The sequence below is a fragment of the Pseudomonas sp. TUM22785 genome, assembly GCF_028198105.1.
GTDB classification, from domain to species: Bacteria; Pseudomonadota; Gammaproteobacteria; order Pseudomonadales; family Pseudomonadaceae; genus Metapseudomonas; species Metapseudomonas solani.
In genome coordinates, this window is the sequence record NZ_CP116239.1 from 5,812,676 (window position 1) to 5,829,443 (window position 16,768).

General features: G+C 68.2%; 16 protein-coding genes. 5 read left to right on the plus strand and 11 right to left on the minus strand.

Going from position 1 to position 16,768, the window contains the following annotated elements:
• Positions 1–41 precede the first annotated feature (41 nt).
• Positions 42–851 (plus strand): SirB1 family protein, encoded by an 810-nt coding sequence (locus PI990_RS26450; protein ID WP_271658960.1) that lies wholly within the window; start codon positions 42–44, stop codon positions 849–851.
• A 181-nt stretch (positions 852–1,032) separates the two neighbouring features.
• Here PI990_RS26450 and PI990_RS26455 read toward each other — a convergent pair whose 3' ends face one another.
• The 3 genes from PI990_RS26455 to PI990_RS26465 all read right to left on the minus strand — a co-directional run bounded on the left by PI990_RS26455 (position 1,033) and on the right by PI990_RS26465 (position 6,949).
• Positions 1,033–3,582 (minus strand): LuxR C-terminal-related transcriptional regulator, encoded by a 2,550-nt coding sequence (locus PI990_RS26455; RefSeq protein ID WP_271658961.1) that lies wholly within the window; start codon positions 3,580–3,582, stop codon positions 1,033–1,035.
• A 186-nt stretch (positions 3,583–3,768) separates the two neighbouring features.
• Complete coding sequence (locus PI990_RS26460; RefSeq protein WP_184487434.1) at positions 3,769–5,136, minus strand: DUF1329 domain-containing protein; 1,368 nt, start codon at positions 5,134–5,136, stop codon at positions 3,769–3,771.
• A gap of 19 nt (positions 5,137–5,155) precedes the next feature.
• Positions 5,156–6,949, minus strand: coding sequence for a DUF1302 domain-containing protein (locus tag PI990_RS26465; RefSeq protein ID WP_271658962.1), 1,794 nt, complete (start codon positions 6,947–6,949; stop codon positions 5,156–5,158).
• A gap of 293 nt (positions 6,950–7,242) precedes the next feature.
• Here PI990_RS26465 and PI990_RS26470 point away from each other — a divergent pair, with 293 nt between their 5' ends.
• The 3 genes from PI990_RS26470 (at position 7,243) to PI990_RS26480 (ending at position 9,879) form a co-directional block, all read left to right on the plus strand.
• A complete protein-coding gene (locus PI990_RS26470) occupies positions 7,243–7,974 on the plus strand; it encodes an AraC family transcriptional regulator (protein WP_271661361.1) in 732 nt (243 codons plus the stop codon).
• 98 nt (positions 7,975–8,072) lie between these two features.
• Entirely contained in the window at positions 8,073–9,479 is a 1,407-nt protein-coding gene (locus PI990_RS26475; protein ID WP_271658963.1) for an NAD(P)/FAD-dependent oxidoreductase, read from the plus strand.
• Between the two features lie 55 nt (positions 9,480–9,534).
• A complete protein-coding gene (locus PI990_RS26480; protein ID WP_021222016.1) occupies positions 9,535–9,879 on the plus strand; it encodes a cupin domain-containing protein in 345 nt (114 codons plus the stop codon).
• A 203-nt stretch (positions 9,880–10,082) separates the two neighbouring features.
• On the opposite strand, the gene PI990_RS26485 is transcribed toward PI990_RS26480, so the two are convergent.
• The 8 genes from PI990_RS26485 to PI990_RS26520 form a co-directional block, all read right to left on the minus strand.
• Positions 10,083–10,853 (minus strand): crotonase/enoyl-CoA hydratase family protein, encoded by a 771-nt coding sequence (locus PI990_RS26485; RefSeq protein WP_271658964.1) that lies wholly within the window; start codon positions 10,851–10,853, stop codon positions 10,083–10,085.
• 122 nt (positions 10,854–10,975) lie between these two features.
• Complete coding sequence (locus tag PI990_RS26490; protein ID WP_271658965.1) at positions 10,976–11,887, minus strand: SDR family oxidoreductase; 912 nt, start codon at positions 11,885–11,887, stop codon at positions 10,976–10,978.
• Between the two features lie 149 nt (positions 11,888–12,036).
• Complete coding sequence (locus PI990_RS26495) at positions 12,037–12,288, minus strand: hypothetical protein (RefSeq protein WP_271658966.1); 252 nt, start codon at positions 12,286–12,288, stop codon at positions 12,037–12,039.
• A gap of 135 nt (positions 12,289–12,423) precedes the next feature.
• On the minus strand, positions 12,424–12,954 hold the full coding sequence (locus tag PI990_RS26500; protein ID WP_184487430.1) for a DUF1569 domain-containing protein: 531 nt from the start codon (positions 12,952–12,954) through the stop codon (positions 12,424–12,426).
• On the minus strand, positions 12,951–13,835 hold the full coding sequence (locus tag PI990_RS26505; protein WP_271658967.1) for an alpha/beta fold hydrolase: 885 nt from the start codon (positions 13,833–13,835) through the stop codon (positions 12,951–12,953). The genes PI990_RS26500 and PI990_RS26505 overlap by 4 nt, the downstream gene beginning before the upstream one ends.
• A complete protein-coding gene (locus PI990_RS26510; RefSeq protein ID WP_031286918.1) occupies positions 13,835–14,617 on the minus strand; it encodes a class II aldolase/adducin family protein in 783 nt (260 codons plus the stop codon). The genes PI990_RS26505 and PI990_RS26510 overlap by 1 nt, the downstream gene beginning before the upstream one ends.
• Before the next feature lie 101 nt (positions 14,618–14,718).
• Positions 14,719–15,405: an LrgB family protein gene (locus PI990_RS26515; protein WP_271658968.1), complete on the minus strand. Its 687-nt coding sequence runs from the start codon at positions 15,403–15,405 to the stop codon at positions 14,719–14,721.
• A complete protein-coding gene (locus PI990_RS26520) occupies positions 15,395–15,775 on the minus strand; it encodes a CidA/LrgA family protein (RefSeq protein WP_271658969.1) in 381 nt (126 codons plus the stop codon). Before PI990_RS26520 ends, PI990_RS26515 begins: the two co-directional genes overlap by 11 nt.
• Positions 15,776–15,873: 98 nt before the next feature.
• Between PI990_RS26520 and PI990_RS26525 the strand changes: the two genes are divergently transcribed.
• Positions 15,874–16,764 (plus strand): LysR family transcriptional regulator, encoded by an 891-nt coding sequence (locus tag PI990_RS26525; RefSeq protein WP_021217025.1) that lies wholly within the window; start codon positions 15,874–15,876, stop codon positions 16,762–16,764.
• Positions 16,765–16,768: the final 4 nt, after the last annotated feature.

Below are 16,768 nucleotides of genomic sequence, written 5' to 3' on the forward strand. Positions count from 1 at the left end.
CGGCCGCCAGCTACAACCGTGGGGCGAACCGGAGATGCGCCATGAACCCTCGCCAACGTTGCCTCGCCTGCCTCGAAACCGACCCGCCCGCCCCCCTGGAAGCGGCGCTATGGGTTGCCGCCGAGCATGAGCCGACGGTAAACCCAGCAACGGTGCTGCGGGATGTGGCGAGCCTCGCCCAGCAGGTGGCGGCGGGCTTGCCGCAGTTGCCGGCCATCGAGCTGGCGCAACCGCTGTTGCGCCGCCTGAGCGAGCTGGACTTCAACGAGGACGACGACCAACCGCTGCGCCCCCGTGCCGCGCTGCTGGACCAGGTGCTGCTGCGCCGCCGCGGGCAGCCGTTGTCCCTCGCGTTGCTGGCCTTGGAGCTGGCCGCACGCCTGGATATTCCGCTGGTGGGGGTGAACTTCCCCGGGCACTTCCTGCTGCGCGTACCCGGTGCCGATCACCTGCTGGACCCTTGCGGCGGCCGCCGCCTCTATACCCGCGACTGCCGCGACCTGCTGCTGCGCACCCTCGGCCCCAAGGCCGAGCTGCAGGCTTCGCACCTGCGCCAGTGCGACGCCCGCGAGCAGCTGCAGCGGCTGTCACGCAACCTGCGCCAGCTGCACCTGCAGGCGGAAAAGCCGCTGGAAGCCTTGAAGGACGCCGAACGGGTGCTGGAACTGGGCGCTGCCAACCTGGTGGATCACCTGGCCCGCGCCGATATCTACAAGCAGCTGGAATGCCCCCAGGCCGAACGCTTCGACCTGCAGCGCGCCCTGCTGCTCTGTGAAGACACGGCCCAGCGCCTGCTGCTGACCCAGCGCCTGGAACAGCTCGGCCACGAGGCGACGCCGGCGTTGCATTGAGTGGGCCTGTCGCTCCGTGGTGATGGGTTTCGCTTCGCTCTACACCATCCTACGAACTGCAGGAACGACCCCGAACCGCCGAGTGAACGCGACCACTGCGTAGGATGGGTAGAGCCCCACGAAACCCATCGTTACACGGCAAGGCATTTCACTCCCCCCCCAACGACCACGCGTTCCCGGCCTACATCAGGCCCAGCGCCTTGGCGTGGGCGACGGCCTGGGTGCGACGCTTGACGCCGAGCTTGCCGTTGATGCGCCGGGCGTGGGTCTTGACCGTGTGCAGGGAGATGAACAGGCGCTCGGCGATTTCCTGGTTGGAGCTGCCCTGGGCAATGAGGCCGAGCACTTCCAGTTCGCGCTGGCTCAGCGGGCCACCGACGAGGCCGTCTTCGGGCTCCTCGCCCGGGTCCATGTCCAGCGCCTTGAGCATGGCCGGCTGGCGCAGCTGCAGTTCGCGCAGGGGCTGGTGCAGGTTGAACTGCTCGGCCAGGGTGAGGCCGTCGCGCAGGGTGATGGCGGCCTGGTCCAGGTCGCCGCCGAGGTACTCCGCTTCGGCCAGGGCCAGGTGGATTTCCACTTCCAGGGCGTGCATGCCGTTTTCCCGGGCCTTGTGCAGCTGGCCCAGCAGGCGCTGGCGGGCGTTGAAGGCTTCGCCCTCGTAGAGCTCGGCCAGGGCCAGTTGCCATTCGATGCGCGGGATCAGGTCGAGGGTCGCCGGGGGCGCCTGCACCGCGTGCTCGCCCCGGAAGTGCCGCAGCACCCGCAACAGGGCATGGCGCGCCTGGCCGGCGCGGCCCTGCATGAGCAGCAGGCTGCTGCTGACCTGCAGGAGCACGGCGCGGTAGACCCGCTCGGGGATATGGCGCATCTGCATCAGCCGTTCGGCTTCACGCAGGCGATCGAAGGCGCGGTCGAATTCGCGGCGGTTGGCGTCCAGCGTTGCCAGGCCGAGGTAGCCGAACAGGGCGCGGTAGTCGCCACAGTTGCGCGCTTCCTGCAGCCCGTACTGGTAGTGCTTGCGGGCTTCCTCGTCCCGCCCCTGGCGCAGGGCCAGGCGGCCACGGCGCAGGGCCAGCCGGCCGAGCAGCGGGCTGGCGTTGCGGCCCTGCCCCATGAGGAACTCTTGGGCGCGCTCCAGCACCGCATCGGCCCGCAACAGGGCGCCGCGATGTTCCAGCAGTTGCGCGTGGTCGAGTTCGAGGAAGGCTTCCAGCAGCAGACTGCCGTGGCTGCGCGCCAGTTGCAGGGCCTCGCGGCTCAGCTCCTGGGCGGCGTCGAGATCACCGGCCAGCAGCGCCTGCTGGGTGAGGCCGGAGTAGCAGATCAGCTTCTGTTCCCAGGCGTCGTCGGCCAGGGTCGCCAGGGCCTCGCCCAGGTGCAGGCGGGCACCGGGACCGTCGCCCTGGAGGTGGGCCAGCAAGCCGTATTGGGCCTGCCAGTACGACACCAGGTCACGCTGGCGCTCGGCATCGGGCTGGGGCAGGAAGCGGCCCTGCTCGGCGATGCAGCGCGCGGCCTCATCGAGCTTGCCGGAGAACAGCAGCGCGCCGGCGAGCAGGCGCAGGGAATGTGGGGACACCAGCAGCAGGCTTTCTTCCACTTCCTGGTGCAGGCGCAACAGCAGGGCGACGTTGCGCCCCTGGAACAGGTGCTGCACGCCGAAGTGCTGCAACAGGCTCACGGCCGCTTCGGGCTGCTCGGCTTCCAGGGCATGTTCGGCGGCGGCCTGCCAGTCGCCTTCGGCGGCGAACCATTGGCAGGCACGCAGGTGCCAGCCACGCCCGGAGTGGGCATCGCGGTGGCGCATCTGCACCGCCAGCGGCGCGAAGACGCGGAACCAGCCGGGGGCATCCCCCAGGGGTTCGATGAAGCTGCCCAGGGCATCCAGCTCGCGCAGCAGCCGGGCGCCTTCGCCGGGGCCGAACAGGTATTCGCAGAGCGCCGCGTTGAAGCGCGGCAGGTGGGCCAGGGCGAGCCAGGCTTCGGCCTGCTCGGGGCCGAGGCCGGCGAAGAGTTCGTGATCGAGGTAGGCCGCCAGGGTGGCGGAGTGACCGCCGCGCTGCAGCGGGTCGGCGAAGCCCCAGTCCACCGGTTCCAGCAACGCCATGCGCACGCCGGCGCACCAGCCACCGGTGCTTTCCAGCAGGCGCGAGGGGGCATCGTGGGGCCAGCCGTGGCGCGACAGCTCGAGCAGGCGGGCGAGCTCGTCGGTTTCCAGGGTGAGCTGGGCGGCGTCCATCTCCAGCAGTTCGCCGTCGATCAGCAGCCGGGGAAGGTTGCAGGCCGGGCGCCGCCGGCCGCTGATCCACCAGCGCAGCGCCGGGCTGCTGGTGGTCAGCAGACGGTCGAGGCAGGCATCCAGCTCGGGGTTGGGCTGCCGGCAGTAGTCGTCGAGGATGATCCAACCGGGCGTCGTCCACTGGGCCAGAGCGCGCTGCACGCTGGTCTCGTCGGCCTCTTCCAGCCCCATGACCGCGGCCAGGCCCGCACAGAAGCCGGCGGGCGAGAGGGTGACGCCCCCCAGGGGCAGCCAGTGCACCGAGTAGTCGGCCGGGCAACGCTGCACGCACTCCATCAGCAGCACACTCTTGCCGCTGCCAGCGGGCGCGCAGAGCAAGCGCAGGCGTGCCGTGGAGCTGACCAGGAGGCCGCTCAGGCGGGGGCGCTCCACATGCAGCGCGGGCAGGCGCGGCAGGTAGGCGTGGGAATCGAAACGGGTCATGGCGGACATGCGGCACGCCTCATTGTTCTTGTTCGGCTGCTCAGGGCGCCAGCCTAGGTCTCTGGCACGGGCCTCTTGAAGGATCATTCAGGGCAATGATCCAAGCCCATAAAAAAGGCGGCCAATGGCCGCCTCGAATGTGGGAGCGTCGCAATCACAAGATGGGGGCGCGCACGTCCCTGTGCGCGTGGGACATCAACGGACGCCGGCGTTACGCAGCGCGGCGGGGGTGTAGTCCGCAGCCTTGCCGACGAAGCCGAACTCGAAGCTGTGCTTCTCTTCGTTCTTCATGCCCAGGGCCAGGTAGCGGCCGGCGATGATGTCGTACAGGGCTTCCAGGGTGTAGGCCGGAACCTGCTGGTTGTAATAGAACTGGGCGTGGCCCTCGGCGACGCGCCACAGTTGCCCGCGACCGTCGTAATGGTCCACCAGGGCTACCTGCCAGCTGTCCTCGTCGATGTACATGTGGCGCTTGGCGTAGATGTGGCGTTCGCCGCTCTTCACGGTGGCGACCACTTCCCAGACGCGGTGCAGCTCGTAACGGGTCAGGTCCTGGTTGATATGGCCGGCCTTGATCACGTCGTCGTACTTGAGTGAGGGCGAGTCCAGCTTGTAGCTGTTGTAGGGGATGTACATCTCCTTCTTGCCCACCAGCTTCCAGTCGTAACGATCCGGGGCGCCGGAGAACATGTCGAAGTTGTCGGAGGTACGCAGGCCGTCAGAGGCGGTACCCGGGCCGTCGTAGGCAACCTGGGGCGCACGGCGCACGCGGCGCTGGCCGGCGTTGTAGATCCACGCCAGGCGCGGTTCCTTCACCTGGTCCAGGGTTTCGTGCACCAGCAGGACGTTACCCGCCAGGCGCGAGGGCGCGGTCACCTGCTGCTTGAAGAACAGCAGCACGTTCTCGCCCTTGCCTGCCGGCAGGTCCGGCATCTCCTGGGGCACGGCCACTTCTTCCTCGAAGCGGATCGGCGTGTAGGAGCCGTTCACCTGGGGGGTGGCCTGGGTGATGATCCGGCGCAGGTTGCCGCCACGGTAGCGGGTGACGTGGTTCCAGATCACTTCCACGCCGTTCTTCGGAATCGGGAAGGCGTAGTAGCGGCTGTCGGCGAAGTTGGCCAGGCCGTTGCCGTCGTTGATCGGCTGTACGGTGACGGCGCTTTTCTTCGCTGCCTCGTTGACCGCGGCAGGCACGGCGACGGTGCGGTGGGTCGGGTACACCGGGATCTTGTAGGTCTCGGGGTAGCGCTTGAACATCGCCACCTGGCCGTCGGACAGCTTGTCCTTGTACTGGTCGACGTTGGCCGCAGTGATGGTGAACAGCGGTTTCTCGCTGGCAAAGGGGTCGGCGAGGAAGCCCTTGGCGTCCACCGCGCCGGCGTCCTTGCCGATGCCACCGGTCCACTCGGGAATGCTGCCGTCGGCGTTGCCGGCCTTCTCCGCACCCAGCGGGGTGAGGCTGGTGCCGAGCTTGGCGGCTTCATCAGCGGACACGGCAGCCATCACGTTGGCGGCGAGCAGGCTGAGAACCAGGGCGGTGCTGTGCAGGATCGTCTTACGCATAGTCATGTTCTCTGTTCACTCAGAAGTTCATGCCGAAGCTGACGGCAAGGAAATCGCGGTCGACCAGGGTGTTGTACTTGCCACCGAAGAAGTCCGTGTAGCTGAGGCTGGCGGTGTAGGTGTTCTGGTAGTCGGCATCGACACCGATGCTGAGCGCCTTGGCACCCTCGTTGAACAGACCGTTGGGGCCGTAGCCGTCGACGTCATGGGACCAGGCCACGTTCGGCTTCAGGTTGATGCCGGCGATGACGTTGCTGTACTCGAGGATGGCGCGGGTGCGGTAGCCCCAGGAGGTGCTGGTGACGAAGCCATGGGTGTCGCCGCCGAAGCCGTAGGCGCCATACACCGAGTCACGGCCGTAGCGCAGCTCGCGGGCGTTCTCCAGGCCACCGACGTGCACCACGCCGACTTCGCCCACCAGGGTCAGGCGCTCGGCGCCCAGTACCTGGTCGATGAAGTGGGTCAGGGTGGTCTGTACCTGGGTGATTTCCTTGCGCTTGTAGCCGGTGTTGTCGGCGCCCGGCGCAGTGGCGATCGGCGAGGCGGTGCCGCCGGCGATCGGGTTGACCAGGGCCAGGGTCACGTCATTGGTGTTGAGCTGGACCGGGGCGTTCGGGCGGTAGCTAATCTCGCCGCTCCAGGCCGTGCCGGTGGGCAGGGTGGTGGAGAAGCTCAGGCCGTAGAGCTGGATGTCCTCGGGGTATTCCAGGTAGTACTGGCCATTGCCGAGCATGGTGCTCTGCGCCAGGCCTGCTCCGGAGCCAGGGACGATGCCGTTGGCGGTGGAAATGATGCTGGGCAGTGCGGCGAGGGTCGCGGCGCTGGCCGTTTTGGTGCCCACGAACGGGGTGCGGCTGTGGTAGTTCATGAAGTAGGCGGCGTATTCGGTTTCGTCGCCCAGCCAGCGCAGGGCTGTGCCGAATTGGCCGCTGTCACGGGCGTCACGGTCGCCGCCACGGGGCAGGATCACACCCTCGGAGGTGACCTCGAAGCCCTGGCCGAAGGCAGCCGCCACAGGCTGCAGCGGCGCGATGGCCGGGGAGCCCACGGTGTAGCCGGTTTCGCAGCCATCGGAGGCCACGTCACCACCGAAGAAGGTGCCGCAGTTGTCCAGGACCGTCTGGTCCCATTCCAGCTGGTAGAAGGCCTCGACGCTGAGCTGGTCGGTCAGGGTCTGGGAGACGTAGAACATGTTGACCGGGATGAGGCCTTCCTTGATCTCCGCGCCGGGGCGGCGGAAGGCGGAGACGTCGACCGGGTTGATCGAGTTGATGCTGTTGCCGATGAAGGTGCTCTCGCCCCAGCTCACCACCTGCTTGCCCACGCGAACGTTACCCGGCAGGTCGGCGATGCTGTAGTTGTGGTAGACGAAGGCGTCCAGCAGTTGCGCGCCGGAGGACTTGGAGCCTTCCTTGCGGTTGTGGTCGCTGATGTCCTTGAACCGGCGGTTCTCGTCCTTCAGCTCGAAGTCGTACCAGTACTTGCCACGGACGAACACACCGGTGTCGCCGTACTTGAGCTCGAGATCGTGGATGCCCTTGAAGATCTTCGAGAAGGTTTCGCCCTTCTTGAAGTTGAGGCGGCCATCGTCACCGGTGGACGACTGGCCCTTGCCCCCGTTTACGGTGCTGACCAGATCCGGGTCGGCGCCGCGCATGGACCAGCTGGCACCCACCGACAGCGAGGAGTCGAACTGCCCTTCGATCTCGCCAATGTTGAAGTTGACGGCGTGGGCCTGGGTGGCAAATCCCAAGGCTACGGCGGCGGCCAGCGCGTGCGGCCGGAAAACTGCGCGCATTGTTGTTTTTGTCATGCGGCTTTCCTGGTTGGTGAAGGAGGAGCACACCCTAACCAGTCACCCGCACAGGCGATAAGCGCACCAAGGAGGGATTCATCCTGTAGCTCGAAAGAGTGAATCCATGCTCTGGAACACTCCTTGCCGGGCCATTATCCGGAAGCGCTATGGCGCACCATCGAGAGCATGGATGGAACCTTCGCCTCCCCCTACCCTCAGGGCCATGGCTTTGGCATCCTGAGCCACTTGCCGACTATCGAACGACCATGACCGAGCCCGACCACGACACCGCCGCCACCCGCGAAGTGGTGATGCGTTACCACCTGAGCTGGAAGGCCCGCGACATCGACGCGGTGCTGGCGCTCTACCACCCGGACGTGGAATACAACGACTACTTCCAGAACCGCTGCCTGCACCGTGCGGAGCTCGGCGACTACGTGCGCGCCACCATGCCCAGCGGGCCGGACGAGTACCTGGAGCACAGCGACCGCATCCGCGTGGACGGCGATACCGCGTTCATCCAGTACAGCCTGCGCCTGGGCCACAGCGGTACCTTTCGTACCAGCGAGGCCATTACCGTCCGTGACGGCCTGATCTGGCGCATCAACGAATACGCCCTGTTGATCCAGGGCAAGCGCGAGGCCGGCGACCGCCTGCAACGCCCCGCCGCCAGCCGCCTGGGGCTTTCGGCCCGGCAACTGAGCCTGCTGGCGCGGGACCTGGAAGACTACTTCCAGCACAGCCAGCCGTACCTCGACCCGGCGCTGGACCTGCACCAGGTTGCCGCCGCCACCGGTTACACCCGTAACCAGATTTCCTACCTGCTCAACCAGATGCTCGGCCAGAGCTTCTACCAGTACGTCAACCAGGCCCGCCTGGGCCACCTGCTGGCGCAGCTGGAGCGAGGGCCGGCCTCGCCGCGCATCGACGAACTCGCCTTCGCCGCCGGCTTCAATTCCCTCTCGGCCTTCTATCGCTGCTTCCGCCAGCACTCGGGGTTGTCGCCGAAGGCTTACTTGAAGCAGCTAAAAGCCTCTCTCTGAGCGGCACGCCGAGTCCCGGCGTGCACGCACACACGACAGCGCCCGCGCCAGCTTCTAGTCTTGCCGCCATCCGAACCTTTCCAACTGGGAGCCCCGCTATGCCGGCCTGGCAATCGATCAGCCTGTGGATGGACCAGCTCGACGAGCCGCTCACCCCGCGCCCCGCCCTAGGCGGCAGCCTGGAGGTGGATGTCGCCATCATCGGCGCCGGCTACACCGGCCTGTGGACCGCCTACTACCTCAAGCGCCAGGCCCCCGAACTGCGCATCGCCATCCTCGAAGCCGAGATCGCCGGCTTCGGCGCCAGCGGGCGCAACGGCGGCTGGCTGATGGGCAACCTGCTGGGCGAGGACCGCGCCCTGGCGAAGCTTTCCCGCGACGAGCGCCGCGCCTCCCTGGACCTGCTCCACGGCATTCCCGACGAAGTGGCCGAGGTGCTGCAGCGCGAAGGCATCGACTGCGACTACCGCAAGGGCGGCGTGCTCTATTGCGCGGCCCGCTACCCCGAGCAGGAAGTGCGCCTGCGCCAGCAACTGCGCGACCTGCACGCCGAGGGCCTGGGCGAGGACGACTACCGCTGGCTGACCCCGCCGGAGCTGGGCCGGCAGATCCGCGTGGCCGGCGCCCTGGGCGGCATCTTCACGCCGCACTGCGCCACCATCCAGCCGGCGCGCCTGGTGCGCGGCCTGGCCCGCGCCGTCGAGCGCATGGGCGTGCAGCTGTTCGAACAGAGCCGCGTCACCGATTGGCAGCCCGGCCGCATCACCACCCTGCAGGGCGAGGTGAAGGCCCACTGGGTGGTGCCCGCCATCGAAGGCTACGCCGCCGCCCTGCCCCCGCTCGGCCGCTACCAGCTGCCGGTGCAGAGCCTGCTGGTGGCCAGCGAGCCGCTGCCGGAGTCCACCTGGGCCGAGATCGGCCTGGAACGGGGCCAGGCCTTCAGCGAGAACAGCCGCCAGGTCACCTATGGCCAGCGCACCGCCGACAACCGCCTGGTGTTCGGTGCCCGCGGCGGCTACCGCTTCGGCGGCAAGCTGCGGGAGAACTTCCAGCTCGACGACGACGAGATCGCCCTGCGCCGCTACCTGTTCGGCGAGCTGTTCCCGATGCTGCGCAACGTGCGCCTGACCCACAGCTGGGGCGGCAACCTGGGCATGGCGCGGCGCTTCCAGCCGCACATGCTGGTGGACCGTGCCCGCGGCATCGCCCTCTCCGGCGGCTACGGCGGTGAAGGCGTGGGCGCCACCAACCTCGGCGGCCGCACCCTGGCCGACCTGATCCTCGGCCGCGAGACCCTGCTCACCCGCCAGCCCTGGGTGCTGGGCGACGGGCCGCTGAACCGGCTCTCCGCCTGGGAACCGGAGCCCTGCCGCTGGCTCGGCTACAACGCCATCATCCGCAGCTTCGTCCACGAGGACCGGGTGCTGGCCAACCCTCAGAGCGCCCCCTGGCGCCGCGCCCTGGCCAGCCGCCTGGCCGGGTTCATGGAAAGCCTGATGCGCTGAGCCGGGCGACGCCCGCCCATGCGCCCCAAACCACAACTCGACTGGAAGCCCTTGCATGAAAGCCACCCTGCTGAAGAACACCCACGACCTGCCGCTCTCCGAACCGGCCCCGGTACCCGTGCCCGTGGGCGAGCCCGTGCCGCACACCCGCGTGCACTCGGTGGAACGCACCGACGGTGTGGAAACCGGCGTCTGGGAATGCAGCCCCGGCAAGTTCCGCCGGCAGATCGTCGAGCAGGAGTTCTGCCACTTCACCCACGGCAGCTGCACCTTCACCCCGGACGGCGGCGAGCCCATCGAGATCAAGGCCGGCGACGCCCTGCTGCTCCCCGCCAACAGCCTGGGCATCTGGGATGTGAAGGAAACCCTGCGCAAGACCTACGTGATCATCAGCCGCTGATCCTGGCGGTGCAGCCCGGGAGCGCTACGCGCTCCTGGGCGAATGAATTCGCCCCTACAGGGGAAGGGCCGGGGCGGATGCCAGGCGTAGGGTGGAGGTCGCTCTTTACCTCCACCAAACGAACGCCATCGGTCGCACCGAGCCTGCCCATTCGCGAATGAATTCGCTCCTACGGACGGGGTTCGGCGGATGACGGCCCGTCGTCAGGAAAACTGCCCGTGGCGCCCCTTGCCGCCGCTGAAGGCCTGGGCGCCGGTGCGGGTTTCGCCGCTGTGGATAACCTCGAGCCCGCCTTCGAATTCGTTGGCGATGGCCGCGTCGAACGGCAGCTGCCATTGGGCGTAGGCGCTGGCACGGTCGGCGAGCATGCAGCGTTGCGGGAAGGCGGCGATCTGCAGGGCCAGCCGCTCCGCCGCCTCGCGCGCCGTACCGGATGGCACCACGCGGTTGGCCAGGCCCATGGCCAGTGCTTCCTCGGCCTGCACGGGGCGGCCGGTGAGGATCAGGTCCAGCGCCCGGCCCTGGCCGACGATGCGCGGCAGGCGCACGGTGCCGCCGTCGATCAGCGGCACGCCGAAGCGCCGGCAGAACACCCCGCACACGGCGTCCTCGGCCATCACCCGCATATCCGCCAGCAGCGCCAGCTCCAGGCCGCCGGCCACGGCATAGCCTTCGATGGCGGCGATCAACGGTTTGGCCAGCTGCATGCGGCTCGGCCCCATGGGCCCGTCGCCGTCCACCTCCAGGCGGTTGCGCCGCTCGCCATCCTCGGCCACCGCCGCCAGGTCCGCCCCGGCACAGAAGGTACCGCCCGCGCCGGTAAGCACCGCCACACGCGCCGCGTCATCGGCCTCGAAGGCGCGCAGGGCGTCGGCCAGCGCCACGGCGGTGGGCCGGTCGACGGCATTGCGCACCTGCAGGCGGTCGATGATCAGGGTGGTGACGGGGCCGTTCTTCTCGACTCGGATGCTCATCGGGACTCCTCGGGTTGAAACGCGGGCATGAAAAAGGCCGGCAAGATTGCCGGCCTTCAACATAGTGCGTCCCCGGGAAGATGTTCAGCCCACTGGCGGAACTCCCAAGGAGTCTGGCGGGATCAGCCCACGTATTTCTGCAGGTTGGTCATCATTTCCTTCAGCGCTTCGACGTTGTCCGCCGGGTGGGCGGCGCCTTCGAAGTCGCAGATCTGCTTCCAGCTGGCGGCCACGTCTTCGACGCTGAAGCCTTCGCGCGGGTCGAAGCCGGCGCCCAGGCTGCGCTCCCAGCGCACCTTGCCGATCCAGCCGCCGCCCACTTCGAACAGGCCGGAGGTTTCCTGGCACTGCTCGCTGCCGAGGTAGACCACCAGCGGGCTGACCAGCTCGGGCTTGAGCTGCTCGAACACCTGCGGCGGGATCAGGCCTTCGGTCATGCGGGTGCCGCCGGTGGGGGCGATGGCGTTGACGAAGATGTTGTTCTTGCGGCCTTCGATGGCCAGGGTGCGGGTCAGGCCGTAGAGCCCGAGCTTGGCCATGCCGTAGTTGGACTGGCCGAAGTTGCCGTAGATGCCGGAGGTGGACGAGGTGAAGATCACCCGGCCGAAGCCTTGCTCGCGCAGGTGCGGCCAGGCGGCGCGGGTCACCTTGTAGGCGCCTTCGACGTGGACCTTGTAGACCAGCTCCCAGTCGGCGTCTTCCATCTTGTGGAAGGTCTTGTCGCGCAGGATGCCGGCGTTGTTCACCACCACGTCGATGCGGCCGAAGGTGTCGAGGGCGGTCTGCACGATCTTGTCGCCGTCGGTGACCGAATCATGGTTGGCCACGGCGGTGCCGCCGGCTTCGCGGATCTCGGCCACCACGCGGTCGGCAGCCGAGGCGTTGGCGCCTTCACCGTGGGTGCTGCCGCCCAGGTCGTTCACCACCACCTTGGCGCCGTGCTTGGCGAACAACAGCGCATGGGCGCGACCCAGGCCGCCACCGGCGCCGGTGACTATGACCACTTTGTCTTCGAAACGGATCGACTCGCTCATGCAATGGACTCCAGGGCAGTTTTTGGTATCGGCCGAGTTTCCTGCAGCCCGGCCCCGCCCCACAAGGAAAGGCGGCGGGCATGAATGGTGGCCGATAACGCCAGGGGATAGCGGGCCGCTGAAAACCGCCCCATCAGCGACCCACGCCGCTACTCGAAGGGCATGAAGATGCTGCCCCGTGGCCGCAGCTTGAACAGCCACCAGTTATGAAAGGTGCAAAGCAGCGTCAGCGCCAGGCAGGCGAAGAAGGAACCGGCCGCCGACCACCAGATGCGCGGGCTGCTTTCGGCATAGCAGCCATAGACCACCAGGCCGATGCTGGCGAGCAGCAGGAGCAGCGCCAAGGGCCGCCCCACGCCATGGATGAAGGGGTGGAGGAACACCAGCAGCTTGTACAGCATCGCGATCTCCAGGCGCCGGGGCGAGCCCGGCGCTGCGTCATTGAGTGGAGTCGCGATGCTAGGGCCTCGCCCCGTTGCCGGCTGCCGGGACGGTTCGACAGGCGCTGACGGATGGCTCGGATACTGGGCGTGGCCTTAGGCCAGGTGGATCAGGCTCAGGTGGTCGTACAGGTGCATGACATGGGCCCGGGCGTAGTCCTCATGGCTCAGCGCGCCGTAGGCGAAATGCGCCTTGAGCTCGCCCTGGTAGGCGGCGAAGTCGGCGAAGGCCAGTTGCAGGCGGCCCAGCGCTTCGGCCTGGGACGCGGGCGCGTCCAGGGGCCGGGCACCGGGGATGGCTTCATCCAGCGGGTGGCGCATGGCCCCGCGCGCCGTGAACAGGCCAAATGCCACAGGCCCGACGCTGCCTCGGAACCAGGCCGGCTTGAGCTCGGGGTAACCGCTCATGGAGTACTCGATGCTCTGGGCACAGTGGTTGAACACTTCGGCCGGGCTCCAGCCACGGGTGCTCACCAGCACCTTGTCGACCAGGCCCGCCAATACCCGCTGGGCGTCGGCGAGGTCCGTGGTGCCGGGCCTCGGGCCACGGGGCAGCGCCCAGAAGCCCGCCCCGGCGCCGGCCACACCGGCGAGGGCAGTGAATTTCAGTAGCTGCCGACGGTTCACGAACGTGCCTCCAGGGCCTGGCGGAAGGCCAGGTAATGCTCCAGCACCGCCTCGGGCGCCTCGGTTTGCGGGTAGTGGCCGATGCCGTCCAGCATTACCGTATCCGGCTGCGGGATCAGCTCGCGGTAGCGCGCCACCATGTGCGCCCCGGAGATCGGGTCCACCGCGCCGTCGATCACCCGCAGCGGCAGCCCACCCTTCTGCATGGCGGCCACCCAGCGGTCGCGCTGCTCGCGGCGTTCGGGGATGTAGCGGATCAACCGGTGCATGACATGCGGCCCCTGCTGCTGGGCGATCAGGCTCCAGAAGTCGTCCAGCTCCGCCTCGCTGGGCTGGGTCGCGGGGCCGAACACCTTGCCGAAGTTCGCCCCCAGCTTGGCACGGGAAAAGCCCCGGCCGATCAGCGGCCCCAGCGGGCTGAGCAGCAGCTTCTGCACCAGCACCGGGCGGTGCGTCTCGGGGAACAAACCACCATTGAGGAACACGCAGCTGCCCAGGGCACAGCGCCCTTCGTGGTGCCGCGCCACCAGCTCCTGGGCGACGCTGTCGCCGTAGTCGTGGGCCAGCAGGTGCACCGGCCCCGCAATGCCCAGGTGACGCAGCAGCACCAGTTGCAGGTCGGCCTGTTCCAGCAGCCGGTAGTCGTGGCCACGGGGCTTGTCGGAATCGCCGAAACCGAGCATGTCGCAGGCGATCACCCGGTAGCGCTCGGCCAGCGGGCCCCAGATGTAGTGCCAGTCCCAGGAGGCCGTGGGGAAGCCGTGGATCAGCAGCAGCGGCTCGCCCTGACCGGCTTCCCAGTAACGGATGCGGTGGCGATGGAACAGCAGGTCGCGGCCCTGGGCGCGCCAGTCGCCCAGGGGAATGCCCGGCAGGGCCATCAGTCGGCGTATCCCGGGTTCTGCAGGTCGAGCTTGCGCAACAGCGCCGGCCAGGGCAGCGAGCCGCCCATGCCCTGGGAGGTCTTCATCACGCCGGCGATCATCGCCCGGGCGCCGTCGAGGATCTGCTGCGGGATGTGGATGAGTTCGGCGCCGCCGCTCTGGGCCATCACCTGGATCTCGCAGGCGCGCTGCAGGGTGAACATGCCGAGGAAGGCGTCGGCGATGCTGCCGAAGGCGGTGAGCAGGCCGTGGTTGGGCAGGATCAGGAAGTTGGCATTGCCGAGGTCGGCCTGCAGGCGGGCCTTCTCCTCGTGGTTCAGCGCCACGCCTTCGTACTGGTGGTAGGCCAGGCTGGCGAGCACGAACAGCGACTGCTGGGACAGCGGCAGCAGGCCCTGCTTCTGTGCCGAGACGGCGATGCCGGCGGCGGTGTGGATGTGCAGCACGCAGTTGGCGTCGTGGCGCACCTCGTGCACGGCGCTGTGGATGGTGTAGCCGGCCGGGTTGATGTCGTAGGGGCTGTCCATCAGCTTCTTGCCGGAGTGGTCCACCTTCACCAGGCTGGAGGCGGTGATCTCGTGGAACATCAGCCCGTAGGGGTTGATGAGGAAGTCTTCGGTGCCGGGCACCTTGGCGGAGATGTGGGTGAAGATCAGGTCGTCCCAGCCGTACAGGGCGATGAGCCGGTAGCAGGCGGCGAGGTCGACGCGGGTCTGCCACTCGGCGGCGGAAACCTGGTTCTTGACGGCGTTCGGGTGCAGGGATTGGGCAGCGGTCACGGTGATCACCTCGGTTCTTGTTGTGTGCGATGACCCAGGAGTCTAGCGAGGGCGTGGCGATCCGATAGTCGCCTTGGCAGCCATCCGAATGACCGCAGGAGTCACAACAGGACGGCCACCAGGGGCGCGGCGAAGAGGTTGAGCAGACCCATCAGCACCATCACCAGGCCGGCCACGGTGCCTTCCTCGCGGCCCACTTCCTGGGCCCGGCTGACCCCCGCGCCATGGGCGCCAACGCCCAACAGCGCGCCCCGCGCCAGGGTGCTGCGCAGGGGCAGCCAGCGGATCAGCAGGCTGCCGGCCAGGGCGCCGAAGACGCCGGTGATCATCACGAACACCGCCGTGAGCTCCGGCACGCCACCCAGCCCCTGGGCCAGCGGCATGGCGAAGGGCGTGGTGATCGAGCGCGGCACCAGCGACAAGCTCACCGAGGTTTCCAGGGACAGCGCATGGGCCAGCCACCAGGAACTGGCGATGGCCACCGTGCTGCCCATGAGCATGCCCAGCGACAGCGCCGGCCAATGCCGCGCCAGCAAGGCGCGCTGCTGCCAGATGGGCACGGCGAAGGCCACGGTGGCCGGGCCGAGCAAGAGCATCAGCCAGTGGGTGGCGCCGGAGTATTCGGCGTAGCCGGTGTGCAGCGGCACCGCCACGGCCAGCAGCAGCGCCGGCACCAGGATCAGCGGCGACAGCAGGTAGCGCCCGCTGCGCCGGTACAGCCAGCGGCTGAGCAGGTAGCCGCCCAGGGTCAGCGCCAGCCAGAACCAGGACATGGGTTCAATGTTCACGGCCATCGCTCCAGCGGCAGACGAATTCGACGGTCAGCGCGGTGGCGAGCATCACCAGCAGCGTGCTGGCGCCGATCACCAGGAGGATGCGCCAGCCCTCGCTGCGCAGCATGGCGCCGTAGTCCAGCAGGCTCATCAGCGCAGGGATGAAGAACAGCAGCATCTCCGCCATCAGCAGGCCGGCCCCCAGTTGCAGGGCGCCCGGCTGCAGCCGACCGCTGGCGAAGGCGGCGAGCAACAGGCCGAGGCCAATCACCCCGCCCGGAATCGGCCAGGCCAGCCAGGCGGCGATCTGGCAGCCGAGCAGGTACAGGCCGATGAGCACGGCGAGTTGCAGGCAGAGGCGGGAAAGGTGCATGAGACGGGGCATGGCGGGTGACTCCGGAACTGGCCACCAGCTTAGAACCGCGCCTATCATCCCAAAAGCGAATTGTTCGACTTGCAGCCATTCGATATTGGAATACAGCGATGGAATTCAACCAGCTCCGCAGCTTCGTCGAAGTCGTCCGCCAGGGCGGCTTCACCCAGGCCGGGCGCGCCCTGCATGCCACCCAGTCGACCATCAGCAAGCAGGTGGCCCAGCTCGAACAGCGCCTGGACGTGCAGCTGCTGGAGCGCAACGGCCCGCACCTCCGCCTCACCGAAGCCGGCGCCCTGGTGCTGCGCCGCGCCGAGGAGATGCTGCGCCTGCGCCAGGACCTGCAAAGCGAGCTGCACGACCTCAGCCAGCTGCAGCGCGGCGAGCTGCGCCTAGGGCTGCCGCTGCTGGGGGGCGAAGTGCTCTTCGCCGAGCTGTTCAGCGAATACCGCCGGCGCTACCCGAACATCAACGTGCACCTGGCCGAGGGCGGCAGCAAATTGCTGGAGCAGGCGATCCTCCAAGGCGAGCTGGAGCTCAGCGGCGGTCTGACTCCCAGCGACCCGGCCTTCGACCACCAACCGTTCTGCAACGAACCGCTGGATGTGCTGCTGCCGGCCGACCACCCGCTGCACGACCAGCCGAGCCTGGCCCTGGCCCAGCTCGCCGACTCGGCCTTCCTGCTCTACCAGCAGAGCTTCACCCTCAACGACCGCCTGCTGCAGGCGTGCAAGCAGGCCGGCTTCACCCCACGGGAAGCCGGGCGCAGCGGCCAGGCGGATTTCCTCGCGGCGCTGGTGGCGGCCGGCCAGGGCGTGGTGCTGCTGCCGCGCATCGTCGCCCGGCACCTGGAGCGCCCGGGCATCGTCCGGCTGCCGTTGCGCGAACCGGACCTGCGCTGGGACATCGCCTTCGTCTGGCGGCGCGGGGGTTATCTGTCGAATGCGGCGCAGGCCTGGCTGGCGCTGCTGCGGGAGAAGGGACCGCTGGCCCGGGACTGACCGG